The 22,029-nt window shown below is 59.8% G+C and carries 11 protein-coding genes, 2 tRNA genes and 4 rRNA genes; 11 read left to right on the top strand and 6 right to left on the bottom strand.

Annotated features, from left to right (window positions below):
- Nucleotides 1-175 precede the first annotated feature (175 nt).
- The 10 genes from SSARUM_RS21840 to aceK all read left to right on the top strand — a co-directional run bounded on the left by SSARUM_RS21840 (nucleotide 176) and on the right by aceK (nucleotide 11,775).
- Nucleotides 176-1,717 (top strand): 16S ribosomal RNA (locus SSARUM_RS21840).
- Between the two features lie 88 nt (nucleotides 1,718-1,805).
- Nucleotides 1,806-1,881: transfer RNA gene (locus tag SSARUM_RS21835), tRNA-Glu, on the top strand.
- Between the two features lie 239 nt (nucleotides 1,882-2,120).
- A 23S ribosomal RNA gene (locus SSARUM_RS21830) occupies nucleotides 2,121-5,028 on the top strand.
- Between the two features lie 104 nt (nucleotides 5,029-5,132).
- Nucleotides 5,133-5,248: ribosomal RNA gene (gene rrf, locus SSARUM_RS21825) — 5S ribosomal RNA — on the top strand.
- A 14-nt stretch (nucleotides 5,249-5,262) separates the two neighbouring features.
- Nucleotides 5,263-5,338: transfer RNA gene (locus SSARUM_RS21820), tRNA-Thr, on the top strand.
- 45 nt (nucleotides 5,339-5,383) lie between these two features.
- A 5S ribosomal RNA gene (gene rrf / locus SSARUM_RS21815) occupies nucleotides 5,384-5,499 on the top strand.
- Together the 16S, 23S and 5S rRNA genes with 2 tRNA genes alongside form the textbook arrangement of a ribosomal RNA operon.
- Nucleotides 5,500-5,699: 200 nt before the next feature.
- Nucleotides 5,700-6,629: a homoserine O-acetyltransferase MetA gene (gene metA / locus SSARUM_RS21810; protein WP_033654730.1), complete on the top strand. Its 930-nt coding sequence runs from the start codon at nucleotides 5,700-5,702 to the stop codon at nucleotides 6,627-6,629.
- A 374-nt stretch (nucleotides 6,630-7,003) separates the two neighbouring features.
- Nucleotides 7,004-8,602 (top strand): malate synthase A, encoded by a 1,599-nt coding sequence (gene aceB / locus SSARUM_RS21805; RefSeq protein ID WP_060430922.1) that lies wholly within the window; start codon nucleotides 7,004-7,006, stop codon nucleotides 8,600-8,602.
- Between the two features lie 41 nt (nucleotides 8,603-8,643).
- The gene (aceA, locus tag SSARUM_RS21800; protein WP_004936630.1) at nucleotides 8,644-9,951 is read left to right on the top strand and encodes an isocitrate lyase; all 1,308 of its coding nucleotides are present in this window, start codon (nucleotides 8,644-8,646) and stop codon (nucleotides 9,949-9,951) included.
- Between the two features lie 69 nt (nucleotides 9,952-10,020).
- On the top strand, nucleotides 10,021-11,775 hold the full coding sequence (gene aceK, locus SSARUM_RS21795; protein WP_033649688.1) for a bifunctional isocitrate dehydrogenase kinase/phosphatase: 1,755 nt from the start codon (nucleotides 10,021-10,023) through the stop codon (nucleotides 11,773-11,775).
- Nucleotide 11,776: 1 nt separating this feature from the next.
- Here aceK and SSARUM_RS21790 read toward each other — a convergent pair whose 3' ends face one another.
- The 5 genes from SSARUM_RS21790 to iclR all read right to left on the bottom strand — a co-directional run bounded on the left by SSARUM_RS21790 (nucleotide 11,777) and on the right by iclR (nucleotide 17,343).
- Complete coding sequence (locus SSARUM_RS21790; RefSeq protein WP_033649689.1) at nucleotides 11,777-12,418, bottom strand: bifunctional 4-hydroxy-2-oxoglutarate aldolase/2-dehydro-3-deoxy-phosphogluconate aldolase; 642 nt, start codon at nucleotides 12,416-12,418, stop codon at nucleotides 11,777-11,779.
- 54 nt (nucleotides 12,419-12,472) lie between these two features.
- On the bottom strand, nucleotides 12,473-14,287 hold the full coding sequence (edd, locus tag SSARUM_RS21785) for a phosphogluconate dehydratase (RefSeq protein ID WP_060430924.1): 1,815 nt from the start codon (nucleotides 14,285-14,287) through the stop codon (nucleotides 12,473-12,475).
- Between the two features lie 98 nt (nucleotides 14,288-14,385).
- On the bottom strand, nucleotides 14,386-15,723 hold the full coding sequence (gene gntU, locus SSARUM_RS21780; protein WP_033649721.1) for a gluconate transporter: 1,338 nt from the start codon (nucleotides 15,721-15,723) through the stop codon (nucleotides 14,386-14,388).
- Entirely contained in the window at nucleotides 15,720-16,259 is a 540-nt protein-coding gene (gntK, locus tag SSARUM_RS21775) for a gluconokinase (RefSeq protein ID WP_049211601.1), read from the bottom strand. The genes gntU and gntK overlap by 4 nt, the downstream gene beginning before the upstream one ends.
- Nucleotides 16,260-16,512: 253 nt before the next feature.
- Nucleotides 16,513-17,343, bottom strand: coding sequence for a glyoxylate bypass operon transcriptional repressor IclR (gene iclR / locus SSARUM_RS21770; protein ID WP_004936648.1), 831 nt, complete (start codon nucleotides 17,341-17,343; stop codon nucleotides 16,513-16,515).
- A 196-nt stretch (nucleotides 17,344-17,539) separates the two neighbouring features.
- Between iclR and metH the strand changes: the two genes are divergently transcribed.
- Nucleotides 17,540-21,235, top strand: coding sequence for a methionine synthase (metH, locus tag SSARUM_RS21765; protein WP_089185427.1), 3,696 nt, complete (start codon nucleotides 17,540-17,542; stop codon nucleotides 21,233-21,235).
- A gap of 37 nt (nucleotides 21,236-21,272) precedes the next feature.
- Here the strand turns inward: metH and SSARUM_RS21760 are convergent, their stop codons facing one another.
- Nucleotides 21,273-21,983, bottom strand: coding sequence for a UTRA domain-containing protein (locus SSARUM_RS21760; RefSeq protein WP_060388477.1), 711 nt, complete (start codon nucleotides 21,981-21,983; stop codon nucleotides 21,273-21,275).
- Nucleotides 21,984-22,029 lie beyond the last annotated feature (46 nt).

Here is a 22,029-nt window from a genome sequence, read left to right as displayed (position 1 = left end):
CTAACTCACTGCTCTTTAACAATTTATCAGACAATCTGTGTGGGCACTCCACAAGACGATATCCAGCATCTTCGGATGCAAAAAAATATCAAGTCTTGAAGAGTGACTAACTGAAGTAAAATTCATGCAGTAAATCTTTGAGCATCGCTTCTCGAGTGGAAGCACATCAAGCTTTTAATTGAAGAGTTTGATCATGGCTCAGATTGAACGCTGGCGGCAGGCTTAACACATGCAAGTCGAGCGGTAGCACAGGGGAGCTTGCTCCCTGGGTGACGAGCGGCGGACGGGTGAGTAATGTCTGGGAAACTGCCTGATGGAGGGGGATAACTACTGGAAACGGTAGCTAATACCGCATAACGTCGCAAGACCAAAGAGGGGGACCTTCGGGCCTCTTGCCATCAGATGTGCCCAGATGGGATTAGCTAGTAGGTGGGGTAATGGCTCACCTAGGCGACGATCCCTAGCTGGTCTGAGAGGATGACCAGCCACACTGGAACTGAGACACGGTCCAGACTCCTACGGGAGGCAGCAGTGGGGAATATTGCACAATGGGCGCAAGCCTGATGCAGCCATGCCGCGTGTGTGAAGAAGGCCTTCGGGTTGTAAAGCACTTTCAGCGAGGAGGAAGGTGGTGAGCTTAATACGTTCATCAATTGACGTTACTCGCAGAAGAAGCACCGGCTAACTCCGTGCCAGCAGCCGCGGTAATACGGAGGGTGCAAGCGTTAATCGGAATTACTGGGCGTAAAGCGCACGCAGGCGGTTTGTTAAGTCAGATGTGAAATCCCCGGGCTCAACCTGGGAACTGCATTTGAAACTGGCAAGCTAGAGTCTCGTAGAGGGGGGTAGAATTCCAGGTGTAGCGGTGAAATGCGTAGAGATCTGGAGGAATACCGGTGGCGAAGGCGGCCCCCTGGACGAAGACTGACGCTCAGGTGCGAAAGCGTGGGGAGCAAACAGGATTAGATACCCTGGTAGTCCACGCTGTAAACGATGTCGATTTGGAGGTTGTGCCCTTGAGGCGTGGCTTCCGGAGCTAACGCGTTAAATCGACCGCCTGGGGAGTACGGCCGCAAGGTTAAAACTCAAATGAATTGACGGGGGCCCGCACAAGCGGTGGAGCATGTGGTTTAATTCGATGCAACGCGAAGAACCTTACCTACTCTTGACATCCAGAGAACTTTCCAGAGATGGATTGGTGCCTTCGGGAACTCTGAGACAGGTGCTGCATGGCTGTCGTCAGCTCGTGTTGTGAAATGTTGGGTTAAGTCCCGCAACGAGCGCAACCCTTATCCTTTGTTGCCAGCGGTTCGGCCGGGAACTCAAAGGAGACTGCCAGTGATAAACTGGAGGAAGGTGGGGATGACGTCAAGTCATCATGGCCCTTACGAGTAGGGCTACACACGTGCTACAATGGCGTATACAAAGAGAAGCGACCTCGCGAGAGCAAGCGGACCTCATAAAGTACGTCGTAGTCCGGATTGGAGTCTGCAACTCGACTCCATGAAGTCGGAATCGCTAGTAATCGTAGATCAGAATGCTACGGTGAATACGTTCCCGGGCCTTGTACACACCGCCCGTCACACCATGGGAGTGGGTTGCAAAAGAAGTAGGTAGCTTAACCTTCGGGAGGGCGCTTACCACTTTGTGATTCATGACTGGGGTGAAGTCGTAACAAGGTAACCGTAGGGGAACCTGCGGTTGGATCACCTCCTTACCTAAAGATATTGCTTCGAGTGGCGTGCTCACACAGATTGTCTGATGAAAAAGTAACGAGCAAAAGCGTCATAAAAGTACGGTGTCGTGTCCCCTTCGTCTAGAGGCCTAGGACACCGCCCTTTCACGGCGGTAACAGGGGTTCGAATCCCCTAGGGGACGCCAAGCTTCCGACCCACCCGGTGAAAGCGGCGGTCTTCAGTATCTGACGATACACCATATCTTAAAGATGACTTTCGAGTCATGTTTAAGATATTGCTCTTTAACAATCTGGAACAAGCTGAAAATTGAAACATGACGGCTGAAATTCATTCCTCCGTAGAAGTACCGGAATGAAGAGTAACCTGTCATAGAGTCTCTCAAATGTTTGCAACTTGAACGATGGAAACATCTTCGGGTTGTGAGGTTAAGTGACTAAGCGTACACGGTGGATGCCTAGGCAGTCAGAGGCGATGAAGGGCGTGCTAATCTGCGAAAAGCGTCGGTAAGGTGATATGAACCGTTATAACCGGCGATACCCGAATGGGGAAACCCAGTGTGTTTCGACACACTATCATGTCATGAATACATAGTGGCATGAGGCGAACCGGGGGAACTGAAACATCTAAGTACCCCGAGGAAAAGAAATCAACCGAGATTCCCCCAGTAGCGGCGAGCGAACGGGGAGGAGCCCAGAACCTGAATCGGCTTGTGTGTTAGTGGAAGCGTCTGGAAAGTCGCGCAGCAAAGGGTGATAGCCCCGTACACTAAAATGCACAGGTCGTGAGTTCGATGAGTAGGGCGGGACACGTGACATCCTGTCTGAATATGGGGGGACCATCCTCCAAGGCTAAATACTCCTGACTGACCGATAGTGAACCAGTACCGTGAGGGAAAGGCGAAAAGAACCCCGGCGAGGGGAGTGAAATAGAACCTGAAACCGTGTACGTACAAGCAGTGGGAGCACCTTCGTGGTGTGACTGCGTACCTTTTGTATAATGGGTCAGCGACTTATATTTTGTAGCAAGGTTAACCGTATAGGGGAGCCGTAGGGAAACCGAGTCTTAACTGGGCGAATAGTTGCAAGGTATAGACCCGAAACCCGGTGATCTAGCCATGGGCAGGTTGAAGGTTGGGTAACACTAACTGGAGGACCGAACCGACTAATGTTGAAAAATTAGCGGATGACTTGTGGCTGGGGGTGAAAGGCCAATCAAACCGGGAGATAGCTGGTTCTCCCCGAAAGCTATTTAGGTAGCGCCTCGTGAACTCATCTTCGGGGGTAGAGCACTGTTTCGGCTAGGGGGCCATCCCGGCTTACCAAACCGATGCAAACTCCGAATACCGAAGAATGTTATCACGGGAGACACACGGCGGGTGCTAACGTCCGTCGTGAAGAGGGAAACAACCCAGACCGCCAGCTAAGGTCCCAAAGTCATGGTTAAGTGGGAAACGATGTGGGAAGGCATAGACAGCCAGGATGTTGGCTTAGAAGCAGCCATCATTTAAAGAAAGCGTAATAGCTCACTGGTCGAGTCGGCCTGCGCGGAAGATGTAACGGGGCTAAACCATGCACCGAAGCTGCGGCAGCGACGCTTAGGCGTTGTTGGGTAGGGGAGCGTTCTGTAAGCCGTTGAAGGTGGCCTGTGAGGGTTGCTGGAGGTATCAGAAGTGCGAATGCTGACATAAGTAACGATAAAGCGGGTGAAAAGCCCGCTCGCCGGAAGACCAAGGGTTCCTGTCCAACGTTAATCGGGGCAGGGTGAGTCGACCCCTAAGGCGAGGCTGAAAAGCGTAGTCGATGGGAAACAGGTTAATATTCCTGTACTTGGTGTTACTGCGAAGGGGGGACGGAGAAGGCTAGGCTAGCCGGGCGACGGTTGTCCCGGTTTAAGCGTGTAGGGGGTGTGACCTGGTAAATCCGGTTGCATGTTAACCCTGAGGCGTGATGACGATGCACTACGGTGCAGAAGTAGTTGATGCCCTGCTTCCAGGAAAATCCTCTAAGCTCCAGGTAACATTAAATCGTACCCCAAACCGACACAGGTGGTCAGGTAGAGAATACCAAGGCGCTTGAGAGAACTCGGGTGAAGGAACTAGGCAAAATGGTGCCGTAACTTCGGGAGAAGGCACGCTGGCATGTAGGTGAAGTCCCTTGCGGATGGAGCTGAAGCCAGTCGAAGATACCAGCTGGCTGCAACTGTTTAATAAAAACACAGCACTGTGCAAACACGAAAGTGGACGTATACGGTGTGACGCCTGCCCGGTGCTGGAAGGTTAATTGATGGGGTCAGCCGCAAGGCGAAGCTCTTGATCGAAGCCCCAGTAAACGGCGGCCGTAACTATAACGGTCCTAAGGTAGCGAAATTCCTTGTCGGGTAAGTTCCGACCTGCACGAATGGCGTAATGATGGCCAGGCTGTCTCCACCCGAGACTCAGTGAAATTGAACTCGCTGTGAAGATGCAGTGTACCCGCGGCAAGACGGAAAGACCCCGTGAACCTTTACTATAGCTTGACACTGAACATTGAGCCTTGATGTGTAGGATAGGTGGGAGGCTTTGAAGCGTGGACGCCAGTCTGCGTGGAGCCATCCTTGAAATACCACCCTTTAATGTTTGATGTTCTAACTCGGCCCCGTGATCCGGGGTGAGGACAGTGTCTGGTGGGTAGTTTGACTGGGGCGGTCTCCTCCCAAAGAGTAACGGAGGAGCACGAAGGTTAGCTAATCACGGTCGGACATCGTGAGGTTAGTGCAAAGGCATAAGCTAGCTTGACTGCGAGAGTGACGGCTCGAGCAGGTACGAAAGTAGGTCTTAGTGATCCGGTGGTTCTGAATGGAAGGGCCATCGCTCAACGGATAAAAGGTACTCCGGGGATAACAGGCTGATACCGCCCAAGAGTTCATATCGACGGCGGTGTTTGGCACCTCGATGTCGGCTCATCACATCCTGGGGCTGAAGTAGGTCCCAAGGGTATGGCTGTTCGCCATTTAAAGTGGTACGCGAGCTGGGTTTAGAACGTCGTGAGACAGTTCGGTCCCTATCTGCCGTGGGCGTTGGAAGATTGAGAGGGGTTGCTCCTAGTACGAGAGGACCGGAGTGAACGCACCACTGGTGTTCGGGTTGTCATGCCAATGGCATTGCCCGGTAGCTAAGTGCGGAAAAGATAAGCGCTGAAAGCATCTAAGCGCGAAACTTGCCTCAAGATGAGTCTTCCCTGGGCCTTTAAGGCCCCTGAAGGAACGTTTAAGACTAAGACGTTGATAGGCTGGGTGTGTAAGTGCAGCGATGCATTGAGCTAACCAGTACTAATGATCCGTGAGGCTTAACCTTACAACACCGAAGGTGTTTTAGAGACGAAGAGATTTTCAGCGAAGTTCCGAGATTGGTTCTGATGGCGACACGAGAGTGACGCGGTTGGAATGAAACAGAATTTGCCTGGCGGCAATAGCGCGGTGGTCCCACCTGACCCCATGCCGAACTCAGAAGTGAAACGCCGTAGCGCCGATGGTAGTGTGGGGTCTCCCCATGCGAGAGTAGGACACTGCCAGGCATCAAATTAAGCGTGCTGATATGGCTCAGTTGGTAGAGCGCACCCTTGGTAAGGGTGAGGTCCCCAGTTCGACTCTGGGTATCAGCACCACTTTATTTAAAGTGGGTTTAGAAGTTCGGCAGAAAAAAGAATTTGCTTGGCGGCAATAGCGCGGTGGTCCCACCTGACCCCATGCCGAACTCAGAAGTGAAACGCCGTAGCGCCGATGGTAGTGTGGGGTCTCCCCATGCGAGAGTAGGACACTGCCAAGCATCAAATAAGCCAATAGGCCATCCGAAAGGATGGCCTTTTTGCTTTTCAGCCCCTTTACTCCCTCTACTCATATCTTGGCGCAGATCGCGCAATGAAACATTTTCACCTTTCCGCTGAATGCTCGACAGCGACGGAAAAAAACGCTATCTTCGGGCATCTAGAAGTCTAAACGTATAAATGGATGTGTGAGGGTTAAGCAATGCCGATTCGTGTTCCTGATGAGTTACCTGCGGTCAATTTCTTGCGCGGTGAGAATGTCTTCGTGATGACATCCTCGCGGGCAAAAACACAGGAAATCAGGCCACTGAAAGTGCTGATCCTCAACCTGATGCCAAAGAAGATCGAAACGGAAAACCAGTTTCTGCGCCTGTTGTCCAACTCGCCGCTGCAGATTGATATCCAGCTGCTGCGTATCGACAGCCGCGAATCGAAGAACACGCCGGCCGAGCATCTGAATAACTTCTACTGCGACTTCGAGGATATCCAGAACGAGAACTTCGATGGTCTGATCGTCACCGGCGCGCCGCTGGGGCTGGTCGATTTCTGCGATGTTGCCTATTGGCCACAGATCGAGCGCGTGATCGACTGGGCCAAGCACCACGTTACCTCCACGCTGTTCGTGTGCTGGGCGGTACAGGCGGCGTTGAATATTCTGTATGGCATTCCCAAGATGACGCGCGAAGTGAAGCTCTCCGGCGTTTACCCGCACCAAACGCTACAGCAGCATGCGTTGCTGACGCGCGGCTTCGACGAAAGTTTCCTGGCGCCGCATTCACGCTATGCCGATTTCCCGACCGAGGTGATTCGCCAATATACCGACCTGGATATTCTGGCCGAATCCGAACAGGCGGGCGCCTACCTGTTCGCCAGCAGGGATAAGCGCCTGGCGTTCGTCACCGGCCATCCGGAGTATGATGCGCTGACCCTGGCGGGGGAGTATTGTCGCGACCACGAAGCTGGCCTCGATCCCGCCGTTCCGCTCAACTACTTCCCGGATGACAACCCCGCACTGACACCGAAAGCCACCTGGCGCAGCCATGGCCATCTGCTGTTTTCCAACTGGCTCAACTATTACGTCTACCAGATCACGCCGTACGATCTGCGTCATATGAATCCGACGCTCGACTGATCTTTTCTGCCTGCCGGCGGCTGAATCGAGGCCGCCGCTCCGTTGATCCTCTGCAAGATCCTCTTTTTATCCGACACTTATCCAATAAATTCTTTGTTCAACAAGGTGTTAGTGCATCTTTATCAATTTACTGGAAGCGATTTCCTTACCTGTCATTATTGTTATCTTATCTAACTAGTTGATAATAAAGTGTTAATAAAATATTTAATAATAAAATGGAAATGGTTTTTGATTTTTATTTTTTGTTGAGTATTCTTAGAGCTATCGGGATGAGATCTGACCAGTTGAGGATCGTTTCATCCGCCCTGATCCACAGTGATTTCTGATGAAAATGCGCCGGTCGCGCGGGCGCAACGATGGGAAGGAGCAAGGTCATGACGCAACAGATAGCAGGCACGGAGTTAAGGTTTACGCAGGGTTTCGCCGCAGCGGAGCGCCAGGTGTTGACCGATGAAGCGGTTGAATTCCTGGCGGAACTGGTGGGGAAATTCACGCCGCGGCGCAACGAGCTGCTGGCGGCGCGTGTCCGCTGGCAGCAAAATATCGATCGCGGCGAACTGCCGGGTTTTATTTCGGAAACCACTTCCATTCGTGAAGGTGACTGGCAGATCCGCGGCATTCCGCAAGATCTGCGTGACCGCCGGGTCGAGATCACCGGGCCGGTCGAGCGCAAGATGGTGATCAATGCGCTTAACGCCAACGTAAAAGTGTTTATGGCGGACTTCGAAGACTCGCTGGCGCCAAGCTGGGACAAAGTCATCGACGGCCAAATCAACCTGCACGATGCGGTTAACGGCACCATTTCCTACACCAATGAAGCCGGCAAGATCTACCAGTTGAAGCCGAACCCGGCGGTATTGATCGCTCGCGTGCGCGGCCTGCATCTGCCGGAGAAGCACGTGCTGTGGCGTGATGAAGCCATTCCCGGCGGCCTGTTCGATTTCGCGCTGTACTTCTACCACAACTATCGCCAACTGTTGGCCAAGGGCAGCGGCCCGTATTTCTACCTGCCGAAAACCCAGTCCTGGGAAGAGGCGACCTGGTGGAGCGATGTCTTCAGCTTTACCGAGGATCGTTTCGATCTGCCGCGCGGCACCATCAAAGCGACCGTGCTGATCGAAACCCTGCCGGCGGTGTTCCAGATGGACGAAATCCTCTACCACCTGCGCGATCACATCGTGGGTCTGAACTGCGGCCGCTGGGATTACATCTTCAGCTATATCAAAACGCTGAAGAATCACGGCGATCGCGTGCTGCCGGATCGTCAGTCGGTGACCATGGAGAAACCTTTCCTCAGCGCCTATTCGCGCCTGCTGATCAAAACCTGTCATAAGCGCGGCGCGTTCGCCATGGGCGGCATGGCGGCGTTTATCCCGAGCAAAGACGCCGAGAAAAACGCCTGGGTGCTGAACAAGGTGCGGGCGGACAAAGAGCTGGAGGCCAGCAACGGCCACGACGGCACCTGGGTGGCGCACCCGGGGCTGGCGGACACGGTGATGGAAGTGTTCGGCAAAGCGCTGGGCGATCGCCAAAACCAGCTGGAGGTGCTGCGTGAGCAAGACGCGCCGATCAGCGCCGCACAGCTGCTGGAACCGTGCGACGGCGAGCGTACCGAAGCGGGGATGCGCGCCAATATCCGCGTGGCGGTGCAGTACATCGAAGCCTGGATCTCCGGCAACGGCTGCGTGCCGATTTACGGTTTGATGGAAGATGCGGCCACGGCGGAAATCTCCCGTACGTCTATCTGGCAGTGGATCCACCACGAGAAGAGCCTGAGCGACGGGCGCCCGGTCACCAAGGCGCTGTTCCGCCAGATGCTGCAAGAAGAGATGTTGGTGGTGCGTGAAGAAGTGGGGGAAGCGCGCTTTAACGCCGGCCGGTACGAAGAGGCGGCGCGCCTGATGGAGCGCATCACCACGCAAGATGAGTTAATCGATTTCCTGACGCTGCCCGGCTATGAGCTGCTGGCCTGAATTTTCCCAATCAACCCTACACGACTGAAAGGATAAAAATTATGTCTACCTCTCGCTCTCAACAGATCCAGCAGCTGGAACAGGAATGGAAATCGGCCCGTTGGGAAGGCATCACCCGCCCTTACAGCGCCGAAGACGTGATCAACCTGCGCGGTTCGGTCAACCCGGAATGCACTCTGGCGCAAAACGGTGCCGCCAAACTGTGGGCGTTGCTGAACGGCAAGGCGCGCAAAGGCTACGTGAACTGCCTGGGCGCGCTGACCGGCGGCCAGGCGCTGCAGCAGGCCAAGGCCGGCGTCGAGGCTATCTACCTGTCCGGTTGGCAGGTGGCGGCGGACGCCAACAGCGCAGCGGCCATGTACCCTGACCAGTCGCTGTATCCGGTGGACTCGGTGCCGAAGGTGGTCGAGCGCATCAACAATACCTTCCGTCGCGCCGATCAGATCCAATGGGCGAACCAGATTGAGCCGGGCAGCAAAGGCTACACCGATTATTTCCTGCCGATCGTCGCCGATGCGGAAGCCGGCTTCGGCGGCGTGCTGAACGCCTTCGAGCTGATGAAAGCGATGATCACCGCCGGCGCCGCCGGGGTGCACTTTGAAGACCAGCTGGCGGCGGTGAAGAAATGCGGCCATATGGGCGGCAAAGTGTTGGTGCCGACGCAAGAAGCGATCCAGAAACTGGTCGCCGCGCGCCTGGCGGCCGACGTGCTCGGCGTGCCGACGCTGGTGATCGCCCGCACCGACGCCGATGCGGCCGACCTGCTGACCTCCGATTGCGATCCGTATGACAGCGCCTTCGTCACCGGCGAGCGCACGGCGGAAGGCTTCTTCCGCACCCATGCCGGCGTCGAGCAGGCGATCAGCCGCGGCCTGGCTTATGCCCCTTACGCGGACATGGTGTGGTGCGAAACCTCAACGCCGGATCTGGATGCCGCTCAGCGCTTCGCCGACGCCATCCACGCCAAATACCCGGGCAAGCTGCTGGCCTACAACTGCTCGCCGTCGTTCAACTGGAAGAAGAACCTCGACGACCAGACCATCGCCCGCTTCCAGCAGGCGCTGTCGGACATGGGCTACAAGTATCAGTTCATTACGCTGGCGGGCATCCACAGCATGTGGTTCAACATGTTCGACCTGGCGCACGCCTATGCGCAGGGCGAGGGCATGAAACACTACGTCGAGAAGGTGCAGCAGGCGGAGTTCGCCGCGGTGGATCGCGGTTACACCTTCGCGTCGCACCAGCAAGAGGTGGGCACCGGCTACTTCGACAAGGTCACCACCATTATTCAGGGCGGCGCCTCTTCGGTCACTGCGCTGACCGGTTCGACGGAAGAACAGCAGTTCTGATGCGGCAAGCTTGAAGACGTTTCATCCGGAGCCTGCATGCGCAGGCTTCTTTTTCTGGCGGGGGTAAGGATGGCGGCAAAACTGGAGTTGTTGATCGCACAGACGATCCTGCAAGGCTTCGATGCGCAGTACGGCCGCTTTCTGGAAGTGACCGCCGGCGCGCAGCAGCGCTTCGAGCAGGCGGACTGGCCGGCGGTGCAGCGGGCGATGAAAAAGCGCATCCATCTGTATGACCATCACGTCGGCCTGGTGGTGGAGCAGCTCAAATGCATCACCGGGCAGAAATACTTCGACGCTGACTTCCCCAGCCGGGTCAAAGCAGTCTATATCGACCTGCTGCCGGACTACCCGCGCTTCGAGATCGCCGAAAGCTTCTTTAACTCGGTCTACTGCCGGCTGTTCAAGCACCGCGATCTGACGCCGGACAAGCTGTTCGTCTTCAGTTCGCAGCCGGAGCGGCGCTTTCGCGACATTCCGCGTCCGCTGGCGCGCGATTTCACCCCCAATGGCGATCTGCCGGCGATGCTGCGCAGCGTGCTGAGCGATCTGCCGCTGCGGCTGCCGTGGGAGGATTTGACGCGCGATATTCACTACATCACTCAGGCGCTGCAACGCGCCTTCAGCGCACAGCAGTTGGCGGGGGCAACCTTCCAGATCGCCAACGAACTGTTCTATCGCAACAAGGCCGCCTGGCTGGTCGGCAAGCTGCGTCTGGCCGACGGCGTTTATCCGTTCTTGCTGCCTATCCACCACAGCGAGTCGGGCGCGCTGTTTATCGACGCCTGCCTGACCGGTAAGGCCGAGGCCAGCATCGTCTTCGGCTTCGCCCGATCTTATTTTATGGTCTATGCGCCGCTGCCGGCGGCGATGGTGGAGTGGCTGCGCGAGATCCTGCCGGGCAAAACCACCGCCGAGCTGTACATGGCGATCGGCTGCCAGAAGCACGGCAAAACCGAATGCTATCGCGAATACCTGACCTTTATGGCGCAGTCGCAGGAGCAGTTCATTATCGCGCCGGGGGTGAAGGGCATGGTGATGCTGGTGTTCACCCTGCCATCCTTCGATCGGGTGTTTAAAGTGATTAAAGACGAATTCGCCCCGCAAAAAGAGGTGACGCAGGCACAGGTGATGGCCTGCTATCAGCTGGTGAAAGAGCATGACCGCGTCGGGCGCATGGCGGATACCCAGGAGTACGAGAATTTCGTCGTCGACAAGGCGCGCCTCAGCCCGGCGCTGTTGGCGGAGCTGCAGCGTGAAGTGCCGGGCAAGCTGGAAGATCTCGGCGATCGCATCGTGATCAAACATCTGTATATGGAACGGCGCATGACGCCGCTGAACCTGTATCTGGAGCAGGCCAACGACCAGCAGATGCGCGATGCGATCGAAGAGTACGGCAATGCCATCAAGCAGCTGGCCGCCGCCAATATCTTCCCCGGCGACATGCTGTTCAAGAACTTCGGCGTGACGCGCCACGGGCGGGTGGTGTTCTACGACTACGACGAAATTTGCTACATGACCGAGGTCAACTTCCGCGACATTCCGCCGCCGCGCTATCCGGAGGACGAGCTGGCCAGCGAGCCGTGGTACAGCATCGCGCCCAACGACGTGTTCCCGGAGGAGTTCCGCCACTTCCTGTGCGGCGATCGGCGCATTCGGCAGGTGTTTGAAGAATTGCACAGCGATCTGTTTACCGCGGAGTATTGGCGCGGGTTACAGCAGCGCATCCGCGAGGGGCACGTGGAAGACGTGTTCGCTTACCGCAAGAAGCAGCGGTTCAGCCAGCGCAGCGGGGCGGCGCTGCCGGCCGCCACCGCTGCGATGTAAATCAGGCCTGGGCGCCCGCGACGGCGGCGCGCGCCAGTTCGGTGATGCGCGCGTAGTCGCCGCTTTCCAGCGCGTCCGCCGGCACCAGCCAGGAGCCGCCGATGCACAGCACGCTTTTCAGCGCCAGATAGCTGCGGTAGTTGTCCGGCGAGATGCCGCCGGTCGGGCAGAAGCGCACCTGCGGGAACGGGCCGCCGATCGCCTGCAGCGCTTTTACGCCGCCGTTGGCTTCCGCCGGGAAGAATTTAAACTCGCGCAGGCCGTAATCCATGCCCAGCATCAGTTCGGAAACGGTGCTGATGCCCGGAATAAGCGGAATGGACCCGGCGGTGGCCGCCTTGAGCAGCTCGTCGGTCAGCCCCGGGCTGATGGCGAACTGCGCGCCGGCCTCGGTCACTTCACGCAGCTGCTGCGGATTGATCACGGTACCGGCGCCGATGATCGCTTCCGGCACTTCTTGGGCGATGGCGCGAATGGCGTCCATGGCGCAGGCGGTGCGCAGCGTCACTTCCAACACCCGCACGCCGCCGGCGACCAGCGCTTTCGCCAACGGCACCGCATGTTCCAGCTTGTTGATCACGATCACCGGCACCACCGGCCCCGCCGTCAGGATCTGCTCGGCACTTGTTTTCCACTTGTTCATGATGACGTTCTCCTTTGTGGCCACCGCCAGGCGGCGATGCGGCCAGGCTATCGATTAAAATGTGATGCAGCAGGCGCCCTGCTCGGCGCCGGACAGCTGGCTGCGCAGTGCGCCGAACAGCTCGCGGCCGCAGCCGATGTGTTCTGCGCTCAGATCGGGTTGGCACGGCGTGCGCTGGGCCAGTTCGTCGGCGTCGACCAGCACCTGCAGCTCGCCGCTGCGGCCGTTGACGCGGATCGTATCGCCGTCGCGCACTTTCGCCAGCAGGCCGCCGGTATAGGCTTCCGGGGTGACGTGGATGGCGGAAGGCACCTTGCCGGAGGCGCCTGACAGGCGGCCGTCGGTCACCAGCGCCACTTTGAAGCCGCGATCCATCAGCACGCCCAGCGGCGGCATCAGTTTGTGCAGCTCCGGCATGCCGTTGGCCTGCGGCCCCTGGAAGCGCACTACCACCACGCAATCGCGATCCAGCTTGCCGGCTTCAAACGCCGGCACGATGTCGTGCTGGCTGTCGAACACCACCGCCGGGGCTTCAATGATCTGATTGTCGGCGGGCACCGCCGAGGTTTTCATCACCGCGCGCCCCAGATTGCCGGCCATCACTTTGGTGCCGCCGTGATGCTCAAACGGCTGAGCGACGCTGGCGATTACGCTGGCGTCGAGCGAACCGGTTACGCCTTCACGCCACACCAGCTGGCCATTATCCAGCCAGGGTTCCTGGGTGTAACGGTGCAGGCCGAAACCGGCCACGGTGTGCACGTCTTCGTGCAGCAGCCCGTGTTGCAACAGCTCACGCACCACCAGCGGCACGCCGCCGGCGGCCTGGAACTGGTTGATGTCGGCCGGGCCGTTCGGGTAGATGCGGCACAGCAGCGGCACCGCCTCCGACAGCTCCGAGAAATCGTCCCAGGTGATGATGATGCCCGCTGCGCGCGCCATCGCCACCAGATGCATGGTCAGGTTGGTGGAGCCGCCTGTGGCCAGCAGCGAGACGATGCCGTTCACCACCACTTTCTCGTCCACCAGGCGGCCGATCGGCAGGTAGTTGCCGGCGGTGTCGGTCAGTCGCGTCACCTGGCGCGCAGCGGCGTCGTTCAGCGCGTCGCGCAGCGGCGTATCCGGATGCACGAAAGAGGCGCCCGGCAGGTGCAGGCCCATCACTTCCATCACCATCTGGTTGGTGTTGGCGGTGCCGTAGAAGGTGCAGGTGCCGATGCCGTGATAGGAGGCGGCCTCGGCTTCCAGCAGCGCCAGACGATCGGCCTTGCCCTCGGCGTACAGCTGGCGCACGCGCACCTTTTCCTTGTTCGGCAGGCCGCTGCTCATCGGGCCGGCCGGCACGAACAGCGCGGGCAGGTGGCCGAAGGAGAGGGCGGCCATCACCAGCCCCGGCACGATCTTGTCGCAGATGCCGAGGAACAGCGCGCCGTCGAACATATTGTGCGACAGGCCGACGGCGGCCGACATGGCGATCACGTCACGGCTCATCAGCGACAGTTCCATGCCGTCCTGCCCCTGCGTCACGCCGTCGCACATCGCCGGCACGCCGCCGGCCACCTGGCCAACGGCGCCCACCGCCTTCAGCGCCTGCTTCAGCCGCTGCGGGTAGTGTTCGTACGGCTGGTGGGCCGACAGCATGTCGTTGTAGGCGGTGATGATGGCGATATCGCTGCGCACCATGTTTTTCAGCGCCGTCTTGTCATCGGGCTGACAGGCGGCGAAGCCGTGGGCCAGGTTGCCGCAGGCCAGCTGCGCGCGGTGGACGGTTTGGGAACGGGCCGCCTCGATGCGCGCCAGATAGGCGGCGCGGCTGGCCTGGGAACGGTGGATGATGCGCTGCGTGACACGGGACAAGGTTGGGTTAATCATGCCTTCCTCACATTGCTGTTGTTATAGTCGCCGCCTGTGGCGGTGCCCCCGGGGATGATTTGCAGCCCTGGTGTGCAAGGCCGGGGGCGATTTAGGATTTAAAACATCGTGAATGCAATCATGCCGATAGCGCCGCCGACGCTGCCCAGAATCGTTTCCATCACCGTCCAGGTTTTCAGCGTTTGCAGTTCGTTGGCGCCGGTGAATTTGCCGAACAGCCAAAAACCGGCGTCGTTGACGTGGCTCAGCACGATGGAGCCGCCGGCGATGCAGATAGCCAGCGCGGCCAGCTGCCCGCCGTTCAGCCCGAGCTGGCTGGTGACCGGCAGCACCAGGCCGACGGTGGTCAGACAGGCGACGGTGGCCGAGCCCTGAATCACCCGCACCATGGCGGAGAGCGCAAAGGCGGCCACGGCGATCGGCAGGCCGGCGCCGATCATCGCGTCACCCAGCGCCGGCCCTACGCCGGAATCCACCAGGATCTGTTTGAACACCCCGCCGGCGCCGGTCATCAGCAGGATGATCCCGGCCGGTTGCACCGCGGCGGAGCAGATGGCCAGCGTCTGTTCGTTGCTCATGCCGCGCGGCTTCGCCAGGCCGTAAATCACGATCAGGCAGGCCAGCAGAATGGCGGTGAACGGGTGGCCGATAAACTCCAGCCACTGCTGCAGTTGCGAGCCGGGGGTGACCAGCCGCGCGCCGATGGTCTTCATGCCGACCAGCACCAGCGGGCACAGCACCAGCGCCAGGCTGAAGCCGAACGACGGCAGATTGCCCTTGGTCAACGTCGGCTCGTTCTCTTCCGGTGGCATCGGCCAGTTGACGAAGCGGCTGATAAAGCTGCCGTACAGCGGGCCGGCGATCAGCATGCCGATCACCGCCGCCACCAGGCCGATGGCGATCATCCAGCCGAAGTCGGCCTTCATCTGCGAAGCCAGCAGCATCGGCACCGGCCCCGGCAGCAGGAAGGAGGCGGCGGCGGCCACGCCGGCGAACAGCGGAATGGCCAGCTTGACGATATTGCCGTCGGTGCGGCGCGCCACGGCGAACACGATGCCGATCAGCAGCACCACCGCCACGTCGAAGAACAGCGGCAGCGCGCAGATCAGGCCGGCGATGCCGAGCGCGTAGTGCGCCTTGCTTTGTCCGAATCGTTTCAGCAATTGCGCCGCAATTTGATCGAGCGCGCCGACCTCATGCAGGATCTTGCCGAACATTGCCCCGAGCGCCACCACGATCGCCAGGAAGCCCAGCGTGTCGCCCATGCCTTTTTGCATGGTGTCGGCAATATGGTCCAGCGGCATGCCGGAGAAGATGCCGGCGGCGATGGACACCAGCATCAGCGCGACGAAGGCGTGCATGCGCGCCTTCATCACCAGGAATAACAGCAGTAAAACCGAGCCGACTGCGGTACCGACCAGCGTTACGGTACTCACGCGCACACGTCCTGCGGCAGGAAGCTCTGGATATGGCGCACGGTATCGGCGATCACCGCGTCCAGCGGCTGGTTGATGTCGATCGCCATCACGTCGTTCTCGTCGGAGCCCGGCTGCTCCAGCGCGGCGAACTGGGTGACCAGCATCTGCGGTTTGAAGAAGTGGCCGTTACGCGCCGCCAGGCGGGATTCGATCACTGGGAACTCGCCGTGCAGATAGATGAACGACAGGTTGCCGTTGCCGGCGCGCAGGCGGTCGCGATACTGCTTTTTCAGCGCTGAGCAGACGATGATCGACACGCTGTTGGTGCGCTGCATGGCGAAGGCGGCGTCGTTGAGCGCGGCCAGCCACGGGGCGCGATCGTCGTCGTTCAACGCTTCGCCGGCGGCCATCTTCAGGATGTTGCTGCGCGGATGCAGGAAGTCGCCGTCGAGGAAGCCGGCGGAGAGTTGGCGGGCCGCGGCGGCGGCGACGGCGGACTTGCCGCTGCCGGAAACGCCCATAACGACGTAAATGCGATTTTGATTGTTGGTCATGGCTTGGCTCCAAAACACCGGGTGACGTTACCTTCGTTCAGCTTGATTGTTACCGGTAACATGTTATCGGTAACATTGTCGAAGGAAGTTTGAGCGGTTGCAATGGGCTTTCGCCGTGAGGATCGCTAACTGTGATCGGCTTCAAGCTTTTTTCCCGTGCGCTACACAGGATGCCGATAGCCTGTTACATGCTGACAACAGAGCAAGGAATCAGGAGAGAGGGCGCGCAGGGGCGCCCCTCGGAGGGGTGGGATCAGCGCACGCCGCCGTAGGCCAGGCTGATCTCTTTGGCCGCGTGGATCACCAGCGCCCCCAGCTCGATCACGCGATCGTCGGTGATGCGCGACACCGGGCCGGAGATGGAGATGGCGGCGAAGGCTTCGCGGTGCTCGTCGAAGATGCAGGCCGCCACGCAGCGCAGGCCGAGCGCGTGCTCTTCGTCGTCAAAGGAGAAGCCCTGTTTGCGGATCTGCGCCAGCCCCTCTTTCAGATTGTGCGGCGTCAGGGTGTGCGGCGTGTAGGTGTGCATGCCTTTCTTGTGCAGCAGTTTGGTTACCTGATCGTCCGGCAGGGTGGCGAGGAACGCCTTGCCGGCGCCGGAGGCGTGCATCGGCAGTTTGCCGCCGATCGGCGCCGACATGCGCATCAGCGCCGTACACTGCACCTGATCGATGATGATCGCCTGGTACTCGCTGGTATCCAGCACCGCCAGGTTGACGGTTTCGCCGGACTCTTCCATCAGGCGGCGCAGCGTCGGGTGCACCATCGCCAGCAGGTTGCGGCTTTGCAGGAAGCTGCTGCCGACCACAAAGGCGTGCGAGCCGATGGTCCACAGGCCGAGATCGCCGACCTGGCGCACGAATCCCTGCTGCTGCATGGTGGTGAGCAGGCGGTGAGTGGTGGAGTTCGGCAGGCCGGCCTGCTGGGCCAGATCGGTCAGCGCCACGTTGCCCTGGGCTTCCGAAATGTACTCCAACAGCTTCAGGCCACGGGTCAACGATTGTACCTGGCCGGTCGCCGCACTGGCGGCCGGGGCTGCTGCGCGGGGCTTCTTGCCGCGTTTGGCGGGAGCAGGGGTGGCCATGGGTGAGATTCCTTTTTCCGTATGATGGAATTCATTTTCGTTTTTTGTCGATGAATTGCAAGTCGCCGTCAGCTCATCGGAGGTGTTGGCGCACAACCTGAAAAACTCTCAATTGTCGTCTGGCCCTTTGTCCTTACAAGCTGTGCTAGGATGACTCGTTGGTTTTTGCGGCAGTTGAGCAATGGGCTGGATGGCAATGGAAGGGGTTACAGTGACGAATCGAGTAGAACAACTGCGCCGCCAGTTAGCGCAGCGCATTTTGGTGTTGGACGGCGGTATGGGCACCATGATCCAGAGCTATCGTCTGGATGAGCGAGATTTCCGCGGTGAGCGTTTCGCCGACTGGCGCAGCGATCTGAAAGGCAATAACGATCTGCTGGTGCTGACCAAGCCGGAAGTGATCGCCGCCATTCATTACGCCTATCTCGAGGCGGGCGCCGATATCCTTGAAACCAATACCTTCAACTCCACCTCCATCGCCATGGCCGACTACCACATGGAGTCGCTGTCCGCCGAGATTAACTATCAGGCCGCCTGCCTGGCGCGCACCTGCGCCGACGAATGGACGGCGCGCACGCCGGAAAAACCGCGCTATGTCGCCGGGGTGTTGGGGCCGACCAACCGCACCGCGTCCATCTCGCCGAACGTCAACGATCCGGCGTTCCGCAACATCTCGTTCGACGAGCTGGTGACGGCTTACCGCGAATCGACCCGTGCGCTGGTGGAGGGCGGCGTCGATCTGATCATGATCGAAACCATCTTCGACACCCTGAATGCCAAGGCCGCCGCCTTTGCGGTGGAAACCGAATTCGAAGCGCTGGGGGTGGAACTGCCGATCATGATTTCCGGCACCATCACCGACGCCTCTGGCCGCACCCTGTCCGGCCAAACCACCGAAGCGTTTTACAATTCGCTGCGCCACGTCAAGCCGCTGACCTTCGGCCTGAACTGCGCCCTGGGCCCGGACGAACTGCGTCAGTACGTCGCCGAGCTGGCGCGCATCTCGGAGACCTACGTCACCGCGCACCCGAATGCCGGTTTGCCGAACGCCTTCGGCGAGTACGATCTGGATGCGGCCGAGATGGCGCGCCAGGTCGGGGAATGGGCGCAGGCCGGCTTCCTCAATATCATCGGCGGTTGCTGCGGCACCACGCCGGAACATATCGCCGCGATGGTCAACGCGGTCGAGGGCGTGCCGCCGCGCCGGCTGCCGGAGATCCCGGTTGCCTGCCGCCTGGCCGGTCTGGAACCGCTGACCATCGACGCCAACACCCTGTTCGTCAACGTCGGCGAGCGCACCAACGTCACCGGTTCGGCGCGATTCAAGCGCCTGATCAAAGAAGAGAAATACAACGAGGCGCTCGACGTGGCGCGCCAGCAGGTCGAGAGCGGCGCGCAGATCATCGACATCAATATGGACGAGGGGATGCTCGACGCCGAAGCGGCGATGGTGCGTTTCCTCAACCTGATCGCCGGCGAGCCGGATATCGCCCGGGTGCCGATCATGATCGACTCCTCCAAGTGGTCCGTTATCGAGAAAGGCCTGAAGTGCATACAGGGCAAGGGCATCGTTAACTCGATCTCGATGAAGGAAGGCGAAGAGGCTTTCATTCATCACGCCAAACTGGTGCGCCGCTACGGTGCTGCGGTGGTGGTGATGGCGTTCGACGAAGTGGGGCAGGCGGACACCCGCCAGCGCAAGTTCGAGATCTGCCGCCGCGCCTATAACATTCTGACCGAGCGCGTCGGCTTCCCGCCGGAAGACATCATTTTCGACCCGAACATTTTCGCCGTCGCTACCGGTATCGAAGAGCACAACAACTACGCCGTCGACTTTATCGAAGCCTGTGCCGACATCAAAACCCACCTGCCGCACGCGATGATCTCCGGCGGCGTGTCCAACGTGTCGTTCTCGTTCCGCGGCAACGATCCGGTGCGTGAAGCGATCCACGCGGTGTTCCTGTATCACGCCATTCGCAACGGCATGGACATGGGCATCGTCAACGCCGGGCAACTGGCGATTTATGACGATTTAAGCGCCGAGCTGCGCGACGCGGTGGAGGACGTGATCCTCAACCGTCGCGAGGACGGCACCGAACGCCTGCTGGAGCTGGCGGAAAAGTACCGTGGCAGCAAAGATAATGACGTGGCGGTGCAGCAGGCGGAGTGGCGCGGCTGGCCGGTGGAGAAACGGCTGGAGTATTCGCTGGTGAAGGGCATCACCGAATTTATTGAGCTGGACACCGAAGAAGCGCGGCAGCAGGCCGAACGCCCGATCGAAGTGATCGAAGGGCCGCTGATGGCGGGGATGAACGTGGTCGGCGATCTGTTCGGCGAGGGCAAGATGTTCCTGCCGCAGGTGGTGAAATCCGCCCGCGTGATGAAGCAGGCGGTGGCCTACCTGGAACCCTACATCGAGGCCAGCAAGCAGCAGGGCACCTCCGCGGGCAAAATCCTGTTGGCGACGGTGAAGGGCGACGTGCACGACATCGGCAAGAACATCGTCGGCGTGGTACTGCAGTGTAACAACTATGAAATCGTCGATCTGGGCGTGATGGTGCCGACGGAGAAAATCCTGCGCACCGCGCGCGAGGAGAACGTCGATATCATCGGCCTGTCGGGCCTGATCACGCCATCGCTGGACGAGATGGTCAACGTGGCCAAAGAGATGGAGCGCCAGGGCTTTACGCTGCCGCTGCTGATCGGCGGCGCCACCACCTCCAAGGCGCACACCGCTGTGAAGATCGAACAAAACTACAGCGGCCCGACCACCTACGTGCAAAACGCCTCGCGCACCGTGGGCGTGGTGTCGGCGCTGCTGTCCGCCACCCAGCGCGATGAGTTTGTGGCGCGCACCCGCAAAGAGTATGAAACGGTGCGCATTCAGCATGCGCGCAAAAAGCCGCGCACGCCGCCGGTCGATCTGCAGAAGGCGCGCGCCAACGCCATGGCGCTGGACTGGGCCGATTATCAGCCGCCGGCGCCGCGGCAGCTCGGCGTGTTCCCGGTGGCGGCCGGCATCGAGACGCTGCGCCACTATATCGACTGGACGCCGTTCTTCATGACCTGGTCGCTGGCGGGCAAATACCCGCGCATCCTGGAAGACGAGGTGGTGGGGGAAGAGGCCAAACGCCTGTTCCACGACGCCAATCAGATGCTGGATCGGCTGGCCGCCGAGCGCAGCCTCAACCCGCGCGGCGTTTACGGTCTGTTCCCGGCCAACCGCGTCGGCGACGACGTGGAGGTGTACCGCGACGAACGGCGTGACGAGGTGCTGGCGGTGAGCCGCCATCTGCGCCAGCAGACGGAAAAAACCGACTTCCCGAACTACTGCCTGGCGGACTTTGTGGCGCCGAAAAGCAGCGGCAAGGCCGACTACTTCGGCGCCTTCGCGGTGACCGGCGGGCTGGAGGAGGACGCGCTGGCGGCGGCGTACGACGCGCAGCACGACGATTACAACAAAATCATGGTCAAGGCGCTGGCGGATCGCCTGGCGGAGGCCTTCGCCGAATACCTGCATGAGCAGGTGCGCAAGCTGCACTGGGGCTATGCCGCCGACGAGAGACTGAGCAACGAAGAGCTGATCCGCGAAAACTATCAGGGCATCCGGCCGGCGCCGGGTTACCCGGCCTGCCCGGAGCACACCGAAAAAGCGACCATCTGGCAGCTGCTGGACGTCAACCGCCACACCGGCATGGAGCTGACGGAGTCCTTCGCCATGTGGCCGGGGGCGGCGGTGTCCGGCTGGTACTTCAGCCATCCTGAAAGCAAGTACTTCGCGGTGGCGCAGATCCAGCGCGATCAGGTGGAAGACTACGCGGCGCGTAAAGGGATGAGCGTGAGCGAGGTCGAACGCTGGCTGGCGCCTAACCTAGGCTACGACGCCGACTGATTTCCTCTTTAAGGGCGCAGCGATGCGTCCTTGTCATTTACTGCGCTTCCACGTCGATGTGCAGCGCATCGTAACGCCAATACTCCAGGTCGCAATCGATCACCCGGTCGTGCTGATCGCGGTTCACCCGCGTAATGAACAGCGCCGGGCTGCCGTAGGTCACCTTCAGCATGGCGGCGGCCTGCTGCGGCAGCAGGGTGGGCAGCATGTCGAAACGCACCCGGCCGTAGTGAATGCCGTAGCGCGCGGCGTACAGCGCGGTCAGCGACTGGGTCAGATCTTCGTCCAGTATGCCGGGGAAGTAGGCCGGGTTGAGGTAGTGCTCGCAGTACAGCACCGCGCGCCCGTCGATGTAGCGCAGCCGGCGAATGCGATAGGCCTCGGCACCGGGGGGCAGCGCCAGGCGGCCGGCCAGCGGCGCGTCGAGCGTGACTACCGCGCTGTCGATCGCCTCGGTATAGGCGGCGCGCCCCTGTTGCTGCGCCATGGCGTGAAAATGGCTGCGCTGCAGCGGGTTGTAGATAAGACGCGGGGGCGAAATGAACCAGCCGCGCCGCACCTGGCGGTAGATGACCCCCTGCGCCTCCAGTTGGCCGAGCGCCTCCTGCAAGGTAATGCGGGTGGTGGCGAACTGTTCGCTCAGGGCGCGTTCGGAGGGCAGCTTGCCGCCCACGGCGAACTCGCCTGCGGCGATGCGCGCGTTCAGTGTTTGGCAGATGGTGGCTACGGTCGTCGGTGCTTCACTCATACAGCGGGTGTCCCGTTTCAGTGCGTTTGGCCTCCCTTAAGGTAGA

This window comes from Serratia sarumanii, from assembly GCF_029962605.1.
In the GTDB taxonomy this organism is placed as follows: Bacteria; Pseudomonadota; Gammaproteobacteria; order Enterobacterales; family Enterobacteriaceae; genus Serratia; species Serratia sarumanii.
This window is presented reverse-complemented; position numbering and strand designations above follow the sequence as displayed.